This is a genomic window from Paenibacillus sp. FA6 (assembly GCF_051550225.1).
In the GTDB taxonomy this organism is placed as follows: Bacteria; Bacillota; Bacilli; order Paenibacillales; family Paenibacillaceae; genus Paenibacillus_AQ.
On the sequence record NZ_CP188820.1, the window covers coordinates 617,096 to 638,759 of the forward strand.

Annotated in this window: 19 protein-coding genes, 1 tRNA gene and 1 pseudogene; 17 read left to right on the forward strand and 4 right to left on the reverse strand. The window is 41.3% G+C overall.

Features of this window, described 5'->3' with window-relative positions; genetic code table 11:
- Positions 1 to 55: 55 nt before the first annotated feature.
- From ACP8HI_RS02810 to ACP8HI_RS02855, 10 genes are all read left to right on the forward strand, one after another.
- Positions 56 to 1,063, forward strand: a complete 1,008-nt coding sequence (locus ACP8HI_RS02810) for a bile acid:sodium symporter family protein (RefSeq protein ID WP_438349626.1) — start codon at positions 56 to 58, stop codon at positions 1,061 to 1,063.
- Positions 1,060 to 2,868 carry a two-component system histidine kinase PnpS gene (pnpS, locus tag ACP8HI_RS02815; protein WP_438349627.1) on the forward strand — a complete coding sequence of 603 codons (1,809 nt, stop codon included), beginning with the start codon at positions 1,060 to 1,062 and terminating at the stop codon, positions 2,866 to 2,868. The genes ACP8HI_RS02810 and pnpS overlap by 4 nt, the downstream gene beginning before the upstream one ends.
- 112 nt (positions 2,869 to 2,980) lie before the next feature.
- Complete coding sequence (locus tag ACP8HI_RS02820; RefSeq protein ID WP_438349628.1) at positions 2,981 to 3,706, forward strand: response regulator transcription factor; 726 nt, start codon at positions 2,981 to 2,983, stop codon at positions 3,704 to 3,706.
- A 101-nt stretch (positions 3,707 to 3,807) separates the two neighbouring features.
- Positions 3,808 to 4,563, forward strand: a complete 756-nt coding sequence (gene pstB, locus ACP8HI_RS02825; RefSeq protein WP_438349629.1) for a phosphate ABC transporter ATP-binding protein PstB — start codon at positions 3,808 to 3,810, stop codon at positions 4,561 to 4,563.
- Positions 4,564 to 4,593: 30 nt separating this feature from the next.
- A complete protein-coding gene (gene phoU / locus ACP8HI_RS02830; RefSeq protein WP_438349630.1) occupies positions 4,594 to 5,253 on the forward strand; it encodes a phosphate signaling complex protein PhoU in 660 nt (219 codons plus the stop codon).
- 289 nt (positions 5,254 to 5,542) lie between these two features.
- Positions 5,543 to 8,203, forward strand: coding sequence for a DNA polymerase I (gene polA, locus ACP8HI_RS02835; protein WP_438349631.1), 2,661 nt, complete (start codon positions 5,543 to 5,545; stop codon positions 8,201 to 8,203).
- 51 nt (positions 8,204 to 8,254) lie between these two features.
- Positions 8,255 to 9,100 (forward strand): DNA-formamidopyrimidine glycosylase, encoded by an 846-nt coding sequence (gene mutM / locus ACP8HI_RS02840; protein WP_438349632.1) that lies wholly within the window; start codon positions 8,255 to 8,257, stop codon positions 9,098 to 9,100.
- Between the two features lie 132 nt (positions 9,101 to 9,232).
- Positions 9,233 to 9,916, forward strand: coding sequence for a sporulation membrane protein YtaF (gene ytaF, locus ACP8HI_RS02845; RefSeq protein ID WP_438349633.1), 684 nt, complete (start codon positions 9,233 to 9,235; stop codon positions 9,914 to 9,916).
- Positions 9,917 to 9,924: 8 nt separating this feature from the next.
- Complete coding sequence (gene coaE, locus ACP8HI_RS02850) at positions 9,925 to 10,521, forward strand: dephospho-CoA kinase (RefSeq protein WP_438349634.1); 597 nt, start codon at positions 9,925 to 9,927, stop codon at positions 10,519 to 10,521.
- Complete coding sequence (locus ACP8HI_RS02855) at positions 10,518 to 11,081, forward strand: lytic transglycosylase domain-containing protein (RefSeq protein WP_438349635.1); 564 nt, start codon at positions 10,518 to 10,520, stop codon at positions 11,079 to 11,081. Before coaE ends, ACP8HI_RS02855 begins: the two co-directional genes overlap by 4 nt.
- Positions 11,082 to 11,150: 69 nt before the next feature.
- Here the strand turns inward: ACP8HI_RS02855 and ACP8HI_RS02860 are convergent, their stop codons facing one another.
- Positions 11,151 to 11,369, reverse strand: coding sequence for a small, acid-soluble spore protein, alpha/beta type (locus ACP8HI_RS02860; protein ID WP_438349636.1), 219 nt, complete (start codon positions 11,367 to 11,369; stop codon positions 11,151 to 11,153).
- 137 nt (positions 11,370 to 11,506) lie between these two features.
- On the opposite strand from ACP8HI_RS02860, the gene nrdR reads away from it, so the two are divergent.
- The 4 genes from nrdR (at position 11,507) to ACP8HI_RS02880 (ending at position 15,463) form a co-directional block, all read left to right on the forward strand.
- Positions 11,507 to 11,974: a transcriptional regulator NrdR gene (nrdR, locus tag ACP8HI_RS02865; protein ID WP_438349637.1), complete on the forward strand. Its 468-nt coding sequence runs from the start codon at positions 11,507 to 11,509 to the stop codon at positions 11,972 to 11,974.
- Positions 11,975 to 12,039: 65 nt separating this feature from the next.
- Positions 12,040 to 12,115 (forward strand) — tRNA-Ala (locus ACP8HI_RS02870).
- Between the two features lie 421 nt (positions 12,116 to 12,536).
- Positions 12,537 to 12,986 (forward strand): DUF1569 domain-containing protein, encoded by a 450-nt coding sequence (locus ACP8HI_RS02875; RefSeq protein ID WP_438351686.1) that lies wholly within the window; start codon positions 12,537 to 12,539, stop codon positions 12,984 to 12,986.
- 1,331 nt (positions 12,987 to 14,317) lie between these two features.
- Positions 14,318 to 15,463, forward strand: coding sequence for an MFS transporter (locus ACP8HI_RS02880; protein ID WP_438349638.1), 1,146 nt, complete (start codon positions 14,318 to 14,320; stop codon positions 15,461 to 15,463).
- 80 nt (positions 15,464 to 15,543) lie between these two features.
- On the opposite strand, the gene guaD is transcribed toward ACP8HI_RS02880, so the two are convergent.
- Positions 15,544 to 16,914, reverse strand: a complete 1,371-nt coding sequence (guaD, locus tag ACP8HI_RS02885; protein ID WP_438349639.1) for a guanine deaminase — start codon at positions 16,912 to 16,914, stop codon at positions 15,544 to 15,546.
- Positions 16,915 to 17,327: 413 nt separating this feature from the next.
- On the opposite strand from guaD, the gene ACP8HI_RS02890 reads away from it, so the two are divergent.
- Together ACP8HI_RS02890 and ACP8HI_RS02895 are read left to right on the forward strand one after the other, a co-directional pair.
- The gene (locus ACP8HI_RS02890) at positions 17,328 to 17,960 is read left to right on the forward strand and encodes a hypothetical protein (RefSeq protein WP_438349640.1); all 633 of its coding nucleotides are present in this window, start codon (positions 17,328 to 17,330) and stop codon (positions 17,958 to 17,960) included.
- A 15-nt stretch (positions 17,961 to 17,975) separates the two neighbouring features.
- Positions 17,976 to 18,239 carry a zinc ribbon domain-containing protein gene (locus ACP8HI_RS02895; RefSeq protein WP_438349641.1) on the forward strand — a complete coding sequence of 88 codons (264 nt, stop codon included), beginning with the start codon at positions 17,976 to 17,978 and terminating at the stop codon, positions 18,237 to 18,239.
- A gap of 152 nt (positions 18,240 to 18,391) precedes the next feature.
- Here ACP8HI_RS02895 and ACP8HI_RS02900 read toward each other — a convergent pair whose 3' ends face one another.
- Both ACP8HI_RS02900 and ACP8HI_RS02905 read right to left on the reverse strand, forming a co-directional pair.
- On the reverse strand, positions 18,392 to 19,120 hold the full coding sequence (locus ACP8HI_RS02900) for a galactose-binding domain-containing protein (protein WP_438351687.1): 729 nt from the start codon (positions 19,118 to 19,120) through the stop codon (positions 18,392 to 18,394).
- Positions 19,097 to 20,248: pseudogene (locus ACP8HI_RS02905) on the reverse strand (glycosyl hydrolase family 8); the annotation flags it as partial. The gene ACP8HI_RS02900 and the pseudogene ACP8HI_RS02905, both read right to left, overlap by 24 nt.
- 500 nt (positions 20,249 to 20,748) lie before the next feature.
- Here ACP8HI_RS02905 and ACP8HI_RS02910 point away from each other — a divergent pair.
- On the forward strand, positions 20,749 to 21,621 hold the full coding sequence (locus tag ACP8HI_RS02910; RefSeq protein WP_438349642.1) for a helix-turn-helix domain-containing protein: 873 nt from the start codon (positions 20,749 to 20,751) through the stop codon (positions 21,619 to 21,621).
- Positions 21,622 to 21,664: the final 43 nt, after the last annotated feature.

Consider the following 21,664-nt stretch of genomic DNA (forward strand, 5'->3'; position numbering starts at 1 on the left):
TGGAAGTATTATAAGAGAAGAAATGATGAACAACATTGGAGAGGATACATACAGGATGAGAAGATGGAGCGAGTCTTTTACGCAATGGTATGAAAAATATATGTTTCTAATTATTCCTGGATCACTTTTAATTGGATTCTTACTTAGTCATTCTTTATTACCCTACGTTTCTTGGTCACCCTATATATTCGGTTATGTGACACTCGTGATGGCATTAGGATGTGGGTTGGGGCACTTGAAATGGGTCATGAAACGTCCAGCACCTATCGTGCTTGTGTTGGTCTTGAGTCATATTGTTGCTCCGATCTTGGCTTTCGGGCTTGGATGGCTACTTTTTGGGGCCTATTCTGATTATACCGTCGGTTTAGTACTATTTACGATTATTCCGTTTGGAGTCTCTTCTGTTCTATGGGTTGGATTATCGCATGGTAATGTGGCGTTAATGCTTGCGTTGGTAGTTATCGATTCCGCGCTTAGTCCTTTTGTAGTTCCTTTTCTCATTGAAGTATTCTTTGAGACACAGATTACATTCGATAGTTTGAGTCTGATGAAGGATCTGCTTGTGATTGTCGTTCTTCCTACTATCATTGGCGTTGCTTTGTATGAATTATCACGAGGTAAGCTTAAGAATATCACTGCACCTATAGCGGTTCCTCTTTCGAAGATTGGATTTACATCGGTTGTCATGCTGAATGCAGCGGCTATCGCACCACATCTTATAGATTTGAAGAGGGATATGCTGGTCGTTATTCCCGCAGTGATTATTATAGTAACCGTTAGTTACATATTGGGTTATTTAGGTGGTAATCTCATGAGAAGCCCTGAGAGAGAAATAAAGGTGACCATGTCTTATGCAACGGGGATGCGCAATATATCGCTTGGAATGGTAATAGCCATGAGTTATTTCTCCCCAAAAGCTTCAGTTCCAGTTGTCTTGGGGATCATGGTGCAGCAACCACTTGCTACGCTGTTTCATGCTTATCTTAGGAGATGGGTTCCTGTGCAAGAAGCAGAGAGCCCTCCGTGGACTAGCAAAACTGAACAAGGGAGTAAAAATATATGAAGTCTTTTCGTACAAAGTTGACCGTTATCTTAATGATTATGATTGGTTTTACTATGATTGTTGCTGGTATTGCTATGGCCAAAGTATTCAGAGATTCTCATGTCGTCATCCTTGAGGAGAATATGTCCCGGGAAATAAAACTGCTTGGCAGTACATTCAATTTCCATTCAACTGGGGCTGAAGGGGCTTTGCAATATTATACGGAGGAATCAAAGAGAATAGGAGAGTTAATAGAGTCACGTGTGACTTTTATTAATCATAATGGCGATGTGATTGGTGATTCGGAGACAGATCCGTTGTTAATGGATAACCATAACGATAGAGAAGAGATCATTTCAGCGAGGGAAGAGGGTGTAGGGCATGTTATAAGATATAGCACCTCACTCGGACAAGATATGTTGTATGTGGCTGCGCCTATTAAAGTGGGTAACGAATTCGATGGATATATTCGATTGTCGGTTAGTCTTCAATCCATTAATCAGGGTTTACAGCATGGATGGACTCTTATGGCGGTATGGTTACTCATCCTTTTTGTGATTGCAACATTTGTCAGTTATCGGCTGGCGGCGAGTCTAACGGCACCCTTAGAGCAGATTATTAAAGTGGCTAGACGAATTTCTCATCTGGACTACGATGCTCGAGTGAAATTAGATCGTCATGATGAGGTTGGGCATTTGGGGAAAGCCATTAATGCTATGGCGGATAGTTTGCAGAATCAACTGAAGAGAATTCGAGATAACGAGGATTTAATTCAAAGTGTGTTGGATAATATGACCAGTGGTATTCTATTGATTGATCTTAAGGGGAATATCGCAGTTATTAATCCAGCGGCCGAAGAAATGCTCAAAGTTAAAGCTGAACGAGTGTTGGGTAAACCATATTTGGAAATGAAAGAACATTATGAGTTGACCAAACTTTTGAATGAAGGGCTGTCGCTTAAGCAACCTGTTCATGAAGAACGAAATTTATATTATCCTGAGGAAATGTTGATGCGTGTGGATGGGGTCCCGATGCTAGAAGAGGAAGGTACTTACAAGGGGATGCTGTTCTTATTACAAAATATTACGGCTATCCGCAGGTTGGAAAATGTTCGTAGTGAGTTCGTCACGAATGTCTCACATGAGTTAAAAACACCGATAGCGGCAGTGAAAGGATTCGCGGAAACATTGCTTGGTGGTGGCGTGACAGATGAGAAGACGGTGCGATCTTTTCTACAAATCATTTATGATGAAAGTGAGAGGTTGAATAGACTGATTAGTGATATTCTAGATCTATCTAAAATTGAATCGAAGAGTATACGGATGGAGTGCTCCCCTGTTCATTTATCGTCATTCTTCGTGCCGGTACTAGATACTTTAGGAGCTGTTGCATCTAAGAAAAGGATTCTTCTTCAAGCTGATGTTCCTGATGAGCTATATATTGAGGCGGATGAGGACAAGTTGAAGCAAATCTTTCTGAATATTCTATCCAATGCTGTCAATTATACGCAAGAGGGCGGGAAGGTAAAAGTAATAGTAGTGCATAAAGAGCATGAAGAAGGCCATGATACAATTCAATTCACAATCGCAGACACTGGGATGGGGATTCCTAAAAAAGACCTTTCACGAATATTTGAACGTTTCTACCGGGTCGATAAAGCACGCTCAAGATTCTCTGGAGGGACAGGTCTGGGTCTGTCTATCGTAAAACATTTAGTTGATATGCATCATGGTATCGTGACGGTAGAGAGTGAACTGAATATAGGTACATCCTTTGTCATTGAGTTACCTCTTCTACAAGGGGATGAGGGACAGTACGGAAATTAAAACGCAATAGAAATGTTTCTTATGGTTTTTACACTCTGTTAACATTAGGATGTTATGATAATGAATAATGTTCTTCTATAAGTGATGAAATATAAAGAATGGGGGGATCCGCATGCCACAACGATTGTTGGTTATTGAAGATGAGCCGACATTGGCTCGATTATTATCCTATAATTTGACACAAGAAGGCTATGATGTGACAGTGGAGGACCATGGAACTGCCGGTTATGAGCGTGCCTCTCAGGAATCATTTGACCTTATCCTACTAGATCTTATGCTACCAGGAATGAATGGGATTGATATCTTAGGTAAATTGCGCGCACAAGGTGTTGTGACGCCCATTATTATTCTGACTGCTAAGAATGCTGAAGAGGAAGTCGTACAAGGACTTAAATCAGGCGCTGATGATTATATTACTAAGCCCTTTGGTGTCTCGGAATTATTGGCTAGAGTGAGCGCTGTTATGAGACGAGTGTCAGGAAAAAGCGAAGAAGTGATGACAATACAGACTACATCCACCATGATTTCATTAGGTCAGTTAGAAATATTCCCAGAGAAATATGAAGTGATATTAGGTGGACAGAATATTAATCTACGGCCCAAAGAATTTGAAGTGTTACTATACCTTGCTCGAAAGCCTGGAGTAGTTCTTACAAGAGATGACTTAATGAACGAGGTCTGGGGATTCGATTATATTGGTGGTCAGAGAACGGTTGACGTACATGTTAGTTCCCTTCGCAAAAAGCTTGAACTCGATCCTGATTCTGTACACATCGATTCCATTCGTGGTGTTGGTTATAAATTAGTTGTTAATAAAAAAAGAAATACTCCTCATTGATATGTTTTACATGGAGTTTACAATTGTAGGGTACAGTATTTACATAAAAGTAGTAATATGATAAGGAACAACTCGTATAGATAAGGAGATATGAATATTTAATGGAAGACATTATCCATATTAAGCAATTAAATCTATTCTACGGAAGTTTTCATGCTCTCAAGGATGTTGATTTAACGATACCAGAGAAGACGATTACGTCATTTATTGGACCTTCAGGTTGTGGTAAATCAACATTGTTGCGTACATTGAATCGTATGAATGATATGATCCCAGGAACTCAAATCGTTGGTTCTGTTAAAATTAACGGTAAAGAAATATATGGTGAAGATGTTCAAGTTGAGGATCTCCGTAAGCAAGTGGGTATGGTGTTTCAGCAACCCAATCCATTCCCTAAATCAATTTATGATAATATTGCTTATGGTCCTCGATTGCATGGGATTGTCCATAAAGAAGAACTCGATAATATGGTAGAACAAAGCCTACGTCAAGCAGCGCTGTGGGATGAAGTGAAGGATTATTTGAAACGTTCAGCTCTAAGTCTTTCGGGTGGGCAACAACAACGACTGTGTATTGCACGTGCCCTAGCGATACAACCTGATATTTTATTGATGGATGAAGCAACTTCAGCTCTCGATCCAATATCGACACTCAAGATTGAAGAGTTAGTGCAGGAATTGAAGGAAATGTATACTATTGTGATGGTTACTCATAATATGCATCAAGCAGCACGTGTATCTGGGCGAACGGTTTTTTTCCTCAATGGGGAAGTAGTTGAATCGGATGAAACCGACGTCTTATTTACGAATCCACAGGATTCCCGAACAGAAGACTATATTTCAGGACGATTTGGCTAAAGTGAGTATTGATAGGAGGATAATGGACATATGATTCGGAGAATAGGATTAGATCAAGATCTAGATGAATTACGTACATTGTTGCGAAAAATGGGCGAACATGTTATTCAGGCCTTAGATGGTGCTATTACGGCACTGCACACACTGAATGTAGATTTAGCGCAACAGATCGTTAAGGATGATGTGTTGCTGAATGCGATGGAAGATCAAATTATGGATATTGGATCACGCTTAATTGTTACGCAGCAACCTGTCGCTAAAGATTTACGACGTATCATTGTTGCCTTTAAAATTTCAAGTGACTTGGAGCGTATGGGAGATCTTGCCTTAGATATTGCTAAAGTAACGATGCGTCTTCAAGGGCAGCCTTTAATTAAACCACTTATTGACATCCCTAAAATGGCTGAGATTGTTGATGTGATGATTTCAGAAGCCATTACCTCCTATCTTGATGAGAATACGGATTTGGCCTTAAAGATGGCTCGAGATGATGATGAAGTTGATCATTTATACGGACAAATTATAACCGAACTTTACACCTATATACCATCACATCCTGAATCTATATCTCAAGTGATGTTATTGACGTTAGTAGGTCGTTACATTGAACGTATCGCTGATCATGCTACAAATATTGGTGAAAGTGTTATTTATCTAGTGACAGGGAAACGACCTGATCTAAACCAATAATAGAGGAAGTTCAAAAAGTCATCTTTTGATCACGAAGTATAGCGAGAAGCGTATTCGACATCGAAGATTGAATTCAGCCGGTCTTTCCGGTGCTCACGTAGGGACTGCCTACGCTCCGCTCCTCACTCCCTAGCTTCATCCAATCTTCTCGGAGCTGAAAAGCTGACTTTTTGAACTCGTATTATATAGGAAGTTCAAAACTTAGCATCGACAATAGTCGGTGCTTTTTCTCGATTTATGGCTTGGTATGGTATCATGATAGAAGAATGTTGTAAAGGGAAGGTGTTTTATGGAAAAGTTAATTCTTATTGATGGAAATAGTATCATTTACCGCGCTTTTTTTGCAATGCCACCACTGACGAATACGAAGGGATGGCATACAAATGCAGTTTATGGATTTACAAATATGTTACTGCGGATCATTGAGGATCATAAGCCGACACACATGATGGTTGCCTTTGATGCTGGAAAAATGACATTCCGACATGAAAGTTACAAGGAATATAAGGGTGGGCGAGCAAAGACGCCGCATGAGCTCTCCGAACAGTTTCCTTTGCTAAAGGAGTTATTAGAGGGATTGGGAATAGCCCAATATGAGCTGAGCGGATTTGAAGCTGATGATATCATTGGTACTATTGCTAGGGAAGCAGATGAAGCAGGCCGCGAAGTATTGGTGATATCTGGAGATAAGGATATGTTCCAACTGGCTTCAGAGCATGTACAGATTGGAATGACACGTAAAGGTGTTACAGATATTGAGATATATACCCCCGCATTAATTCAAGAAAAGTATGGTCTAGAACCACACCAAATTACAGATTTGAAGGGGCTAATGGGAGACACTTCGGATAATATTCCAGGCGTTCCAGGTGTAGGTGAGAAGACGGCACTTAAGCTTCTGCATCAATTCGGATCGGTAGAAGAGGTTCTGGCGAACACACATGAGTTAAAGGGTAAAATGAAGGAAAAGATTGAGACTCATGCGGATGACGCTATTCTTAGTAAGAAATTGGCTACGATTTATCGTGAAGTTCAATTAGATAAGTCATTTGACGAGCTGGTGTTCAATGGTCTGAAAGAGGAAACAGCTGGTCCAGCGTTGGCTAAATTGGAGTTCAAATCATTGCTTGAACGCCTTTCTTTCTCAGGTGAAGGAGAAGAAGGGGAGGGTGTCAGTTCGCAACCTGCCCTGGACGTAGAGGTTACTGTTATTAACGAAGGAAATATGGACGAGTTTATTGCACGTCTTCAACACGTTGAAGTGTTGCATGTGGAGACTCATGGTGACAATCCGCATCGTGCAGAGATCATTGGTATCGTGTTCTCATCGCATGAGCGGCATGATTATGTACCATTGGACATCTTGAGAATAGCTTCTGCAACACCCATTCTGAACTGGCTACAAGATCCTGCGTATCCGAAACGAGGGTATGATTTGCACCGGATGGATCTTGCATTACATTGGCATGACATCCCTTTTGCTGGAGTGGTATTTGATGTTCAGCTAGCTGCTTATCTGCTCGACCCAACGGAATCCAATCAAACTGTAAGTGCATTGGCTTCTAAATATGGCTTATCATCCGTAGCTAATGAAGAAGATGTATTTGGTAAAGGTGCGAAATACAAGGTGCCAGAAGTGGATGTTCTGAGTAATCATTTGGCACGTAAATCAGCTACCATCCTCAGTATTATTCCGAAACAGGAAGAAGAATTGGATAAGAATGAAATGAAGTCATTATTCCATGACTTGGAGATGCCGCTATCACGTATTTTATCAGATATGGAGAAGCAAGGGATCAAAGTTAACTCGGGGGGCTTACAACAGCTTGGTAAGGAACTCGAGGAGCAGATCCATCATCTTGAGGAAGAAATATATCGTATTGCGGATGCAAAGTTTAATATAAATTCACCGAAGCAGTTAGGTGAGATTCTATTCGTGAAGTTAGGTCTTCCTGCTGTGAAGAAGACGAAGACTGGATTCTCAACCGATGCTGAGGTACTTGAAAAACTGGCACCTTATCATGAAGTTGTACAACTCATTCTACAATATCGGACACTTGCTAAATTGCAATCAACGTATGTAGAAGGATTACTTAAAGAGATCTCTCCGAAGACAGGTAAAGTGCATACGTATTATCGTCAGACCATTGCTGCAACTGGTCGATTGAGTAGTCAATTCCCGAATTTGCAGAATATTCCGATCCGGCTTGAGGAAGGTCGTAAAATCCGTAAAGCTTTTGTACCTTCTGAACCAGGGTGGTCTATCTTGGCAGCCGACTATTCACAAATTGAATTACGTGTGTTAGCACATATTTCAAATGACGAAAAACTTAAAGAGGCTTTCATTCAAGATATGGACATTCATACCAAAACAGCAATGGACGTATTCGGAGTGAAGCCGGAAGAAGTCGACTCTGATATGCGTCGTTCGGCCAAAGCAGTCAATTTCGGAATCGTTTATGGAATTAGTGATTATGGATTATCACAGAATCTTAATATAACACGAAAAGAAGCTGCTCATTTCATAGAGCAATATTTCGAAATATTCCAAGGTGTGAAACAATTTATGGGTGATATTGTGAAAGAAGCCAAGGAGAAGGGTTATGTCACGACTCTCTTGGGAAGAAGAAGATATCTTCCTGAAATTAATGCTAGTAATTTCAATCTTCGATCATTCGCAGAACGTACGGCAATGAATACACCTATCCAAGGTACGGCAGCAGATATTATTAAGCTTGCAATGGTGCATATGGATCATGCGCTATCAGATAAAAAGTTGAAGAGTCGTATGCTTCTACAGGTTCATGATGAATTGGTATTCGAAGTTCCTGAAGATGAGCTTGAGATGATGAAATCACTTGTTCCTGAAATTATGGCACAAGCTCTTCAACTGGTTGTTCCACTTAAAGCTGAAGTTAGCTTTGGAAGTAATTGGTATGAAGCTAAATAGTACCCCAAAGCAGTCGGAATTCCGTTATAATGAGGTAGAGGTGAAAGCATTATGCCGGAATTACCGGAAGTAGAAACGATAAAGAATACCTTGAATTTATTAGTTAAAGACAAAACTATTGATCGTGTTAGTGTCCATTTGGCGCGGATTATTCAGCGTCCTGATGATATAAATGAATTTGCTTTTATGCTTGCGGGACACACGATTCAAAGTGTGGAACGACGTGGGAAATTTCTGCGTATTCTAATGGATGGACTTGTACTCGTATCCCATTTACGGATGGAAGGAAGATACGGTCTTTACTCCAGTCAAGACCCAGTAGAGAAACATACGCATGTTGTTTTTCATTTCAATGATGGTACAGAATTGCGTTATAAAGATGTCCGACAATTTGGCACAATGCACTTGTTCGCAACAGGTGAGGATCTTGTGAATCTACCGCTGTCTAAGCTAGGTGTTGAACCACTAGATGAGTCTTTTACCCTAGAGCAATTTAAGAAGATACTAACGGGGAAGAAGACTAAGATTAAATCAGTCCTCTTGAACCAGGTATATGTCGTCGGAATTGGGAATATCTATGTAGATGAATCTTTATTTGAAGCAGGAATCCATCCAGAGCAACCAACGGATTCTTTAGCGGACAAGCAGCTTGAGATATTACATGGATCCATCGTCAGAATATTATTGGAATCCATTGAAGCTGGAGGATCCTCCATCAAATCATATGTGGATGGTCAAGGGGAGATGGGGATGTTCCAGCAAGAACTTCAAGTTTACGGACGTGAGAACAAACCTTGTATCAACTGTGGATTACTTATCGAAAAGATCGTTGTGGGCGGAAGAGGAACGCATTTCTGTCCGAGATGTCAAAGGTTTAAAGTGAGAACAACCATTTAAAAAGGAATAATGATGTGAATGTGCACCCACTCGTTTCATCTTCCATATAATAACGGAGGACATATCGATGGTTGCGGAAGGGTTTCGGATGAGGTATTCGATGCTTCCGTACGAGATAGGGAGGGGACAGGGGTGCACAGTCATATTTTTGCACTGATGTTGCTGGCTTTTGCGGTGAGTTTGGATAGTTTTGGAGTGGGGATTACATATGGCTTGAAGCAAGTGAAGATCCCTTTACTTTCGATTATGATCATCTCTACTCTTTCGGGTATTGTTATTTACATTTCGATGCAAGTGGGTGTTCTGTTAGCGAACTTTATTTCTCCTACGGTAGCGTCTGCTATAGGGGCTATTATTCTCATTATTATGGGATTATGGTCTCTGGTGCAGATGGTTGTGCAGAAGGAGAAGGAGCAAGTGGTCAAACCTGTAATTGTTGAGAAGATTGAGGAAATCCCTCAACATCCAGTGGAACGTCAAGTGTTCACATTTGAAATTCGTAAAATGGGGCTTGTGATCCAAATATTACGGACACCATCCTCGGCGGACGTGGATGAATCGGGTAGTATCTCAGGTTATGAGGCGATGTGGTTGGGGATTGCATTATCTTTAGATGCATTCGGAGCAGGCCTGGGAGCAGCTCTACTTGGTTTTTCTCCCTTGTCCACATCGCTAGTTATAGCTGTCTTTAGTGGTAGTTTTCTCGTTCTGGGTATGAATACAGGGTTTCGATTTGCTATGAAATCATGGACACGGCACATGACGGCATTACCAGCTTTAATGTTAATAATAATGGGAATAATGAAGCTATTATGAGGTGGAATATGAATATAGGACTAACTGGGGGAATTGCAACAGGGAAGAGCACCGTATCCTCTCTTCTGGTGAAGAAGGGAGCTTTGCTAGTTGATGCAGATGCTATTGCCCGGGATGTTATGCTCCCGGGTCAACCTGTTCTTACTGCAGTAACGAATTTTTTTGGACAAGCTATATTGCAAGCAGATGGCACTTTAGATCGTAAGAAGCTCGGTAATATTGTATTTAATGATAAAGAGGCTCTTAAGGCATTGAATGATATTAGTCATCCTGAAATTCGTAAACAATTGAATGAACGTATGAAGGAACTTGAGAAGCTGAATCCAGAAACACTCATTGTGATCGATATCCCTCTATTAATAGAATCAGGCCTACAATCGATGTTCGAACAAGTGTTAGTGGTATATGTACCAAGGGATATACAGAAGCTAAGGTTGATGCAGAGAGATAGCTTGTCGGCTGACGAAGCTGAGGCTAGGCTCCACGCACAAATGGATATAGAAGTGAAGAAGACCATGGCGGATCTCGTGATTGATAACAGTGATAGCTTAGCAACAACGGAGCAACAAGTGAATGAATTATGGCTCCAGTTAGGTCAGCTATGAGACTTTTTCGTAAAAAGAGGGTACTCATGCTTCTATTCACTACATTTGTCATGTTGTTATTCTTCAATAGTAATTGGATGTCTTGGTTTTATCCTATTCATTTCAAAGAAGAGATTAAACTTCAAGCTGAAGAGTATGACGTTGATCCGTACTTAATTGCAGCTATCATCCGAGTAGAATCTAATTTTAAAACGGGTAAAGAGTCGAGTAAAGGTGCGCTTGGAATTATGCAGCTTATGCCAAATACAGCGACTTGGGCTATGGAAATGGCTAAACTCCCTGAAGTATCTCTGGATCGGATCAAGCATGAAGTAAGTCCTAATGTTCAGCTAGGTACCTGGTACTTATCCTCATTAATTAAGCAGTTTGATGGGAATAGGACGATAGCGATTGCCGCATATAATGCAGGTCCGGGTAATGTGAAGAGTTGGATGAATAAAGGTTTGTGGGATGGACAACTTGAAACGGTTAAAGAAATTCCAATTGATCAGACTAGGCATTATGTACAACGTGTATTATATTATTATGAGAAATATACGGATGTCTATGATAAGTTCTGATGTTGATGAACTAAAAAGAAGTGTTAGGCCCGATCTTCATCCGGCCCAACACTCCTTATCTAAATCATATTAGCTGTATTGACCTGCTAATTGTTGTTCTGCAATAGTTACCAATCGTTTGGTAATATACCCTCCGATTGAACCGTTCTCATATGAAGTCATGTTACCTTGATATCCATCTTGAGGAATACTAATTCCAAGTTCTTGAGCAATTTCATACTTCATTTGTTCAAGTGCACCTGTGGCTTTAGTTACAACTAAATTGTTAGAGTTGCTGTTTGAGCTCATTGTTGTTCACCTCCTCGCTGTTGGTAAAAGTATTATGTGCTTTAAATGCAATCTTCATAACTAAATAAAATAGAAAAATTAAGGAAATAAATATAAATATTGGACTAATCCACCGTGAAAAGGAAGTGTTGACGAAAATGAAGTGCCCTTTCTGTGACTTTTCGGGAACTAAGGTGTTGGATTCGCGTCCAGCGAATGAGAATAAATCGATCCGACGCAGGCGTGAATGCGAGCAATGCGCTCGGAGGTTCACTACGTTTGAAATGGTCGAAGAAGCACCTCTAATTGTAATTAAGAAGAATGGTAATCGTGAAGAGTTTAGCCGCGATAAGATGATGCGCGGATTGATTCGGGCTTGCGAGAAACGTCCAGTATCTGTAGAACAGTTCGATATGATCGTCTCAGAGGTAGAAAAGGCACTTCGTAATACGGCTGTACCGGAAGTAGAAAGTCAGCAAATCGGGGAACTGGTGATGGAAGAGCTATATCAGGTAGATGAGGTTGCCTATGTAAGATTTGCTTCTGTATATCGCCAATTTAAGGACATCAATATGTTTATGAAGGAACTGAAAACCCTCTTATCTAAAAGTACAGCTGAGGAATAAGAGGAATATTGACATTGACATAACCTTCATTGTTTGATAAGTTATTAGTTGTTGTCAAAGTCAATGGGGCCTTAGCTCAGCTGGGAGAGCGCATCGCTGGCAGTGATGAGGTCAGGGGTTCGATCCCCCTAGGCTCCACCAATAAAACAAATCAACCACGTCCATAGGACGTGGTTTTCTGTTTTATTGGTGGAATGCCCAGGGGGCGAACCCCGGGGTTCAGTCCGCGCGGACGTAGTGGAAGGTGTATTATCGACAGCAGGTTGTCAATATGTTAATCTGCAATCATGACAAACTCGACTGAAAAGCCGGATGATTCGCTTAGCCGTTTCTTATTGAACATTTTAGAGTTTACGGATTGTTGATGAAGGCCGGCGATAATGTGACGAGACCATTGGGTCAGAGTAGCGCACGGTGGCAAGTGCTTGGTCGGGCAGGAAATCAACTGCAGACCGTAGCCAAGATGGCACAAGACATGGGTCATGCGCGACAGAGCGTGCAACGTATAGCTGATCCGCTGGCTTCTATGAACTGCTCATCCAAGGAGAAGGGACGGCAAAGAATGAAAAATATTTTTGATCGAAATCATACGATCGAGATTTTAGCACGTATCGATAAGTTGGGCGCTCATTCACAACCACATTGGGGGAAGATGAATGTTGCTCAAATGCTGGCTCACTGCTCCGCATTCCAGGACATTGCCTCGGGAGTTTCTTTCCCAAAGAGAGGATGGCTAGGGATCGTGATTGGAGGATTTGTGAAATCAGTTGTTTATAATGACAAGCCATTACCTCGCAATATGTCAACAATCCCGACCATTTTATTTACAGACAAAAGAGAATTCGAGAAAGAAAAAGAATTATTGAGACAAAAAACCGACTTATTTCAGCGCAATGGACCGGAGAGGTGTACTACTCATCCCCATCCCTTTTTCGGTAAGCTCACCTCCGAGCAGTGGGGCATCTGTATCTATAAGCACTTAGACCATCATTTAAAGCAGTTTGGCGTTTAGTTTTCTCGGTGTGATGTTCGGGCTTGGCGCGGATCCCGCCAGTGCGGGTTGTTTTTGTCACTTGTTAGACAGCATCTCTCAGTGCCGTTCGTATATAATTGGGGCCGTGAAACCAACCACGATGGGAGAGCGCATCGCTGGCAGAGTAGAAGAGGTCAGCGGTTCGATCCCGCTAAGGTGACACCACTATAGAAACCAAGCAGTTCACACGAGCTGCTTTTGTTTTGGTTATATAGCGAGATCGAACGAAATGGGTCGTTCCTCACGGATTAAGCGATTGTGAATTAGCACTTCGAGTGGTGGTGATTGCAGAATCAGTATATAATTAGACTACGCGAGGTGTGAATATGAAAACTAAGCCTTCTGCTGCGATTAAAGAATGGATTCTCCATCGCAGATGCCGTCGACATGATACAGGCAGCCATCCGAGAGGTCAAGTATGGGAAAAAGACCTAGATATAAGGTTATTATCTCCCACACAGCTGTGGAATTACTTGTGTTTCATGCTCGATTCCTCGCTAATGTTAGTGGGGAAGCAGCTCAAAACTTAATTTCATAATTTCAATAATGTATTTTTAGATTTTGTTGTTAATTGCGGGCAGGATTACAAGTGACTGCTATGAAGGTTTGCAGACAGAGGCGGGCGCTCTATTGACTATGGCGAAGCGCATCGTGAGTTTGGAATGCCGGGCGAACGCAACAACACCATCCGCCACATGTTCGGTATCTTGTTCAATACGGGCTTCCCCCATTTTTTAAGAGAGAGTATACTCGTGTTGGGTTGGTCTTTGACTATTCAATACCAGATATATACGAAGCATTTAATCTGATTTATAAGATTTAGGACAGTGTAACTAGCAACGGCGGGAGAGCGCTTGCATAGCATGCAAGAGGTCAGGGGCTCGATCCCCCTAGGCTCCACCAAATAATAAATTCAAGCCACTTCTTCGGAAGTGGCTTTTTTATTAATTTGGTGAATGAATCTAATAGGGTATAATAGTTGGTAGCACTTATCATAAATGGTACATAGGGACACCTATATAAGGAGACAACATGGGGAAATATCAAATTTGTGATTTTTGTGGAAATCTATATGAGAAAAGAAATGAAAAAATGTGCCAGAGCTGTGAAAAGAACTATCACAAATTACGTAGCGTTGTTGAAGTTTACCCGGATACAATGGTTCTAGAACTTGCGAACCAAACCGGAGTAAGCGTAAGCCGAATACTATCCTTTGTAAGGAATGGATATTTTATAATGAAAGAAGGAAATATAGAGGTTCTTAAGTAGTATGCAATAACCAAGAAAATACATGGAGGATAGACTTTTTTATGAGAATGTCAAACCTGTTGAGAAGCTTCAACTTTTTGTATTTTGCGCTACTGGCTATGTTCATTTCATTCCTTCCAGTCTATTTAGATGTGCAGGGCCTAACTCCAGCACAAATCGGCCTCATAATCGGTACGGGTGGGTTCGTTACTCTGATCGCCCAGCCACTATGGGGTATGATTAGTGATAAAACAAGATCAAGCCGGAAGGTACTGCTGGTGCTACTGATGTTCTCGAGCATAATAGGCTATTTGTTGTACGAGACCAGTAGCTATCCGATGCTTATTTTGTTCGCAATGTTACTATACTTTTTTCTAATGCCAATCGATCCACTGACGGAAAGTTTAAATTTTACAATCGCTGAATCTTCAGGGATCAGCTATGGATCGATCCGTACCTATGGCGCATTGGGTTATGCCGTAGCATCGCTGCTTACTGGTTACGTGATCTCTTATTTCGGTGCACATAGTTTGGCATATCTTTTTGTAGGTATTGGGTTCATTAGTTTTGTTATAGGCTGGAAGATGCCTAATGCGCCTGTTACTGGCAAACCCGTTACGATAAGTAGTCTCAAGCATTTTATAAGTAATAAAGAGACGCTGTTGTTTTTGCTACTAGTATTTATCTGTTCCATTCCTGCGAGAATGAACGATACCTTTCTTGGAGTTTATATTCGTGAGCTTGGTGGGAGCACCGAATTAGTGGGGCAGGCCTTTTTTCTGGCGGCAGGAAGTGAGATAGTCGTTTTCGCGATGAGTTTCTGGTGGATGCGTAAAGGTAAAGAGCTGCTTACTATTTCTTTTGCATCCATTTTTTATTTCTTTCGCTTTTTCATCTCAGCCTGGATTACTGATCCTCATCTGTTGGTGTATTTGCAAATTCTACAGATGTTGACTTTTCCAGTTTTCTACTCTGCATCAATTCAATATTTATATCGAACTGTACCAGTGGAATGGCGTGCAACAGGCCAAACGGTACTAGCATTACTGTTTTTCGGTGTTTCAGGGATCTTTGCCTCCTATATAGGCGGTGCGGTATATGGAACCTTTGGCGGTCAGACTCTTTATCTGTCCATATCAGCTATTTCTTTTTTTGGAGTACTGTTTGGCTTGTTTCTCTATCGAGTGTATGGAGTTCGATCGGATTAGTCAAACAAGCTTGGACGGTCCATAAGGACTTTCCAAGCTTGTTTGTGCACAGTCCCCCGTGTATCAATAAGGGATGAATGCTACGACATACGTGAATGTACTTTTTCACCCTGTACCCAAACTTCACGGATATTCTCGGGACGAGCGAGATACATAATCTTCTGGAAGACATCATGCAAGTCCTCATTGGTCTGATAAATAGGTAGTTTGGCAGAGCTTACTGCTGTATCGATGATTTGTACATCCCATGCATAGTTCGCTTCCAAACGGCCGATCGGTAAGCTGAGGCTTTCACCGCCCCCAGCTGTTGCGAGATAGAACGCTTCGTTAATCGTGATGCGTGAATTCGGGACACCGCGTTCTTCCGCGGGAAGAGCCGTATTCACACCGTCTTCCAACATTCTGGAGGAGATTACAGCTTGTCTAGCATTATCGAAGAGACTCGGTGAGAAACCGCCAGAGATGTCAGATCCTAAACCAATCTCAACCTTCTTGGCATGTAAATGCGCGATAGGAATAACACTGTTTGCGAAATAAGCATTTGAGATGGGACAATGACAAACCGCTGTACCCGTTTCAGCGAATAAATCGGCATCGTCATCCGTTAAGAAATTGCAATGAGCCATAACAGATTTATCGCGCAAGAGACCGAAATCATGCAAAGCAAACGCATCGTTCTTGCTGAAACGCTCCTGCACATAACTATGCTCCCAATCACTTTCACTGCAGTGCGATTGCACGTAAGTATCATACTTCGCAGCTAATGCACCCAACCCTAGTAATGCTTCGTCTGTACAGCTTGGAATGAAGCGTGGCGTGACGACGGGGTAGACCCCTTGTTTCGTTGATTTCGCTAATTCCTTGATCGCGATAATAAATTCCTCTGTGTCCGCTAATGCAGTTTGTGTATCTGCGTCACGATAGTATTCTGGATTGTTATCTGGATGATCCATAACTACTTTCCCAACCAAACCGCGCTGACCTTGTTCAGCACAGATTTCAGCTAGCAATATGCTTGCTTCTTTATGAACTGTTGCAAAATAAAGGGCAGTTGTGGTTCCGTTCGCGAGTAGGGTGCTTACTACATCCTGATAGACATTTTGTGCGAAATCCAAATCCGAAAATTTCGACTCTATCGGGAATGTGTACGTGTTCAACCAATCATGGAGTGGAATATCTAAAGCGGTTCCAGCTTGTGCCCATTGCGGCGCATGAACATGCAAATCAACAAACCCAGGTAAGAAATACTGGCCATCGGCTAAACGATGGAAATTCTCTTTGCCTTGATAAGCATCTAATAACATTTGATAATCGGCATCTTCCGGGGCAACGACTTGTTCGATCATACCGTTCGTATTAATAAAGAAAAGATAATCTTTTAGAATTTGTACTTCTTTGGGTGACTTGGAGGAAAAAGCAGTTCCTTGAAAAACTTGAGTATATTTTGTCATTAGCTACACCTTTATGCTTGTATTTTTGTTGAATTATCTTTAAATAGTATAGGAGATTAAAAATATAAAGTCTATTCGTAGAGTGATTTAATAATTGGTAGCTCACGAAAATACCTTTCATGCTAAAAGAGATTGAAGATATAATAGAAAATCGGGCCAATCCTATCCTGAAAAGGATAAAGTAATTATGCTGAGCGAACTATTTGGCGTAAGCTTAGATTATCTGATCAATGATGTTCCCAACAATAATGGAGGAGTGGAGCCTGTCCCAAGTCTCTCTACTTACAAGACTACCCACATTTGTGGAGGCCCCAAAAAATAAACGCTAAATATGAATAAATCCAACATAGAGATGTTCGATTACTTTTGGTAGTATGAGGATAGCTTTTTAAATTCGTAAATGAGGGGTTCCAATGACGATATTGAATCAATTAGCTTCGCAGATGGACCGGGCAGACGAGCAACCAAATATTGAATTGGCTCATCGATTGATCGACGATAATCAGATAAGTGGCGTATATGAAATCATCGAAAATTTAGCGAATAAAAACAAAAAAATTCAACACGACTGCATCAAAGTAGCATACGAGATTGGTGTGCTTAAACCGGAGCTGATCAGTCCGCATATATTGATCTTTATCGGCTTGCTGAAAAGTCGCGATAATCGTATGGTTTGGGGAGCGCTCACAGCGTTATCCACTTTTGCCGAGATATCATCTTCAGCAATGATGGATCATCTCGAAACGTTATTATTTACGATTAAACAAGGCTCCGTCATAACTGTGGACAAAGGAATACTAACGCTGGCCAAGCTCGCATCGGTGGATCATTCCTACAATGAGCGTATTTTTCCTTTTTTGCTTCAACATCTAGCAACCTGTAGATCCAAAGAAGTTCCACAGCATGCGGAGAGCACCTTGATTGCCGTCACGGATGACAACAAACTTTCCTATGTCAACGTGCTTACGCAAAGAGAGCCTTTTCTTACGCTTGCGCAGCTCAAGAGAATCAAAAAAATCTACAAAACGTTGTCCAATAATGAATAATCAGGAGGACTCGCTATGAAAGAATATAAAAAATGCCAAAGTTGCGCCATGCCGTTAAAAAAAGCGGAGGATCGTGGAACCGAAAAAATGTTAGTAAAAAGTTCGATGTATTGCAATCATTGTTATCAGGAAGGCAAGTTTACGCAACAGGGTATCTCTGTTGAGGAGATGAAGGAGTTTGTAAAAAACAAATGTATCGAAATGGGGCTTCCGAAGTTTTTAGCCAGTATGTTTGTTAGAGGTATTCACAAGTTGGAAAGATGGAAGCTATCGGAGTGAAAAGATGAAAAAGTTACCCCGCGCGCTGCTATTCCTTTTCCGTAGATGCGATCCATTGCTGATTATACAAAAAAAGGAACCACTTCATCGGAAGTGGTTCCTTTTATCAAGTACAGCGTATGGTGCATAGGAGGAGTTAGGCCTTCTGTAGATTAAGAATCATATACCTCGAAATCAAAGAGAGAATATCCATACGCTGTACCTCGCGCTGAACAAAGCACACGTACGTATTGTCCGTTTTGGGGCGTAAATGTAATATCATCTATTGCTCCATTACCGGTTGTTGTTGAATAAACATCCGTCCAAGACGTTGAATTGGAGGATACTTGAATTTTGTAGCTTTTACCGTAGGCGGCTTCCCAGTTTAATTTCACCCGGTTGACGCTCTTGCTTGAACCCAGATCCACGTATATCCACTCGTTATCGTTTCCTTCGATACTTGCCCATCTTGTTGAAGAATTGCCGTCAGTCGCTTTGGAAGCTTCGAATCCTGCTTCTTCTACTGAACTAGCCACAGCAGTCTTGCCTAGAGCGAGGTTAGATCCGGTCGTTGGATTTGTACTTGTTGTAGCTGTCGCTGTATTGCTGTTTGCCGAAAGGTTACCAGCAGCATCAACTGCTTTAACGGTATAACTATAAGCCGTTGATGCAGTCAAGCCTGTGTCATTAAAAGTGGTACCAGTCGGTGTGCCTACTTGAGTGCCATCGCGGAAAACCTGGTATCCAGCTACGCCAACATTATCCGTCGAAGCTGTCCAGTTTAAATTGATTTGGTTGCTTGATACAACGGCTGTAGTCAGGTTAGAAGGAGCTGTAGGGGCTTGTGTATCTGGTGTTGGTGTTACGCTACCAGCCGTTGGTATCCACCAGTTTCCTGAAATGAAGAGCATGTTAAGCATGTTGAAGGAATCGCTGAAATATCCCTCTTTCTTGTTCTTCATCCAGTCCCAACCAGAATTCACCCATGTTTGATGAGCGCTGTTCGTTGTCGCTGCTGAAATAAACGGTGATACGAACACGGCTGTAGCATATGATCCTCTTGCTGTACCATTCAATTGATATCCGTCTTTAATGTTGCCTGGAACGCCACTTGTCTTACCTTTAATCCATACCGCCATTTTGTTAGCAATATCCCGGCCTCTAGTATCTCCGTAAAAAGCGTAGTCCATTACAATTCTTAATGGAACCCGGCTTGCATTGTAGTTATATTCTTTATCATACGGACCCTCCAAAAAGCCGGGTTGAGCCGGTTTAGGTGGATTGCTAATAACAAAGTCAGAGATTAGACCTGTAGTAGATGAGTAAGTTGTTGAGAATTGGCCGTAAACGGTATACAAGTTATTGATGACATCTAACCATACTTGATCTCCTGTAACTTCGTTGAAAGCTCTTAAATGGGAGAGCATCCAATCGGATGGACGAGTGTCCAATGTGTTTTTCCCAAACGAGTCTCCAAGATTTAGCCTATTATTCGTTGTCACATTGCTTACTTTGATTCCATTGGTAATCATTTTTTTGGCTTCTGCCAAATAATTAATGGTACCAGACGATCCCCATTGACGATCTGCAAGAATCAAGGAATAAGCGATATCTAAATCACCGTCGGTAGCTGAGCCAAAATGCCCTTGGGCACTGCTGCTATCCGCGACAATCCAGCCCATTAGATTTGCATTGTTCGAACTTTTGAAAGCTCTTGCCGTTTTGAATAGGCCATCATAGATCGTTTTTGCATTTGAATCGTATCCTGCCATCAGAGCTGTGATGACCATTCCATATCCTTGTCCTTCTGAAGTTCCGAGCGCAGTGTAACCGTCAGAATCACCAGTAATTTCACCTTTCACATAATAACCACCAGGCAGTGAAGACAAGTTATTTTTTAAGTATTTTCCTTTCCAATAGTCATAGTAACTTGAAACTGCGCTATTCATAGCAGCTTGGGTGACATGATTAGGCTTTATGATGCCAGGATAGTTGACTTGTTGCGGGAACGGTTTGAGTTCTCCTGCAGCATGAGCTTTCGGTTGAAATGGAGTGGGGGCAACCAGAAGCGTCATAAGCAGAGCTTGGCATAGAAGTACAAGGCCAATCAATTTCAAATTACGTTTGATTGATGTTGCGTTGTTCATAATTAATTCCTCCTTTTAGTATAATGAATCCTTTTAAATTAAAGCGCTTTAACCTTAGTGTTATGTTAAAATTAATTTAGAAGATTTTACCGTTGTATGACACTTCAATACTTCAACCATTGGGCTTGTAATACCTGGATCGAAGATGGCGTATCTTATGATGTTGTCAAATCACCGGATGCTCGTAAGCAGCATATTACATTACATAGCTAAGGTCTCATCACCTTCTTCACTTAAGAATTATGACATCATCTGAAATGTTGCCATACATTAAGTATAGCAAAATGAAAGCGCTATAACTTTCAATCTATTGTTTTAAAATGATATTTAATTGCTGTATTTTCAAATAAAATACTTTTATTTTACTTTTTAGGAGGTTTCATATGGAATTTAGCACGAAAGTAAATTTGAATAAGGAGCCTTTCCACCTTAACTATCTCAAAACGAGCAATCAACGCAACTGGGAGACCGTTCACGCTCACCAAGGTATGGAGTTTCTATATGTGCATGAAGGCGAAGGTAGAGCCCACATCCATGGTAATCTGTTTCCGATCGTGCCAGGGATGCTGCTGCTGTTTCAGCCTTTTCAGCCGCATCGATTGGAGGTTAGTCATCTTTTTGTAAGGACGGTGTTTATATTTGATCCTTTTCCTATAGATTCGGTACTGATTGCCTTTCCATCCCTCCACAAGTTTTTTACGGTTCTATGGAAATCTACGATAGCTCATCCTGTTCTATATTTGCCACCGGTCCAAAATGAGTTTCTAAACCTATATGAAATGTTGAATCAAAGGTCTAAAAATGTCTCTTTCGTTAAATCGCATGAGGAGTTTGTTTTATTCGTGATATCATTTCTCCAGCAACTTCGTCGTTATGAGGACAAATTAGCTCCCCTAAAGGACTCGACTCCTCAGCTGAAAACCAATTTGACGATTAAGCTCATTATCGACTGGGTGAATGCTAATTTTAGAGAAAAGTTCATGTTGGAAAAGTTGTCGAAAGACCTTCATTTGTCTACTTTTTATTTGTCGCATACATTTAGCGCGAAAACGGGTAGTAGTCTGACGAAGTTTATAGGTTCTAGGAGATTGAGAGAGGCATGTCATTTACTTGAGACGACGTCCAAAAGTGTTAGTGAGATTGCAAGTGAGGTTGGATTCGAGAATTCATCCTATTTCTGTCGGGTATTCAAAGGAGCATTTGGGATAACGCCAAAGGGGTATCGAACCGAGGTATTGGGTGAAGCGAAGCATTAGTAATGAAGAAGACTTAAATGTACAATGTGCAACTGCTGTTGGA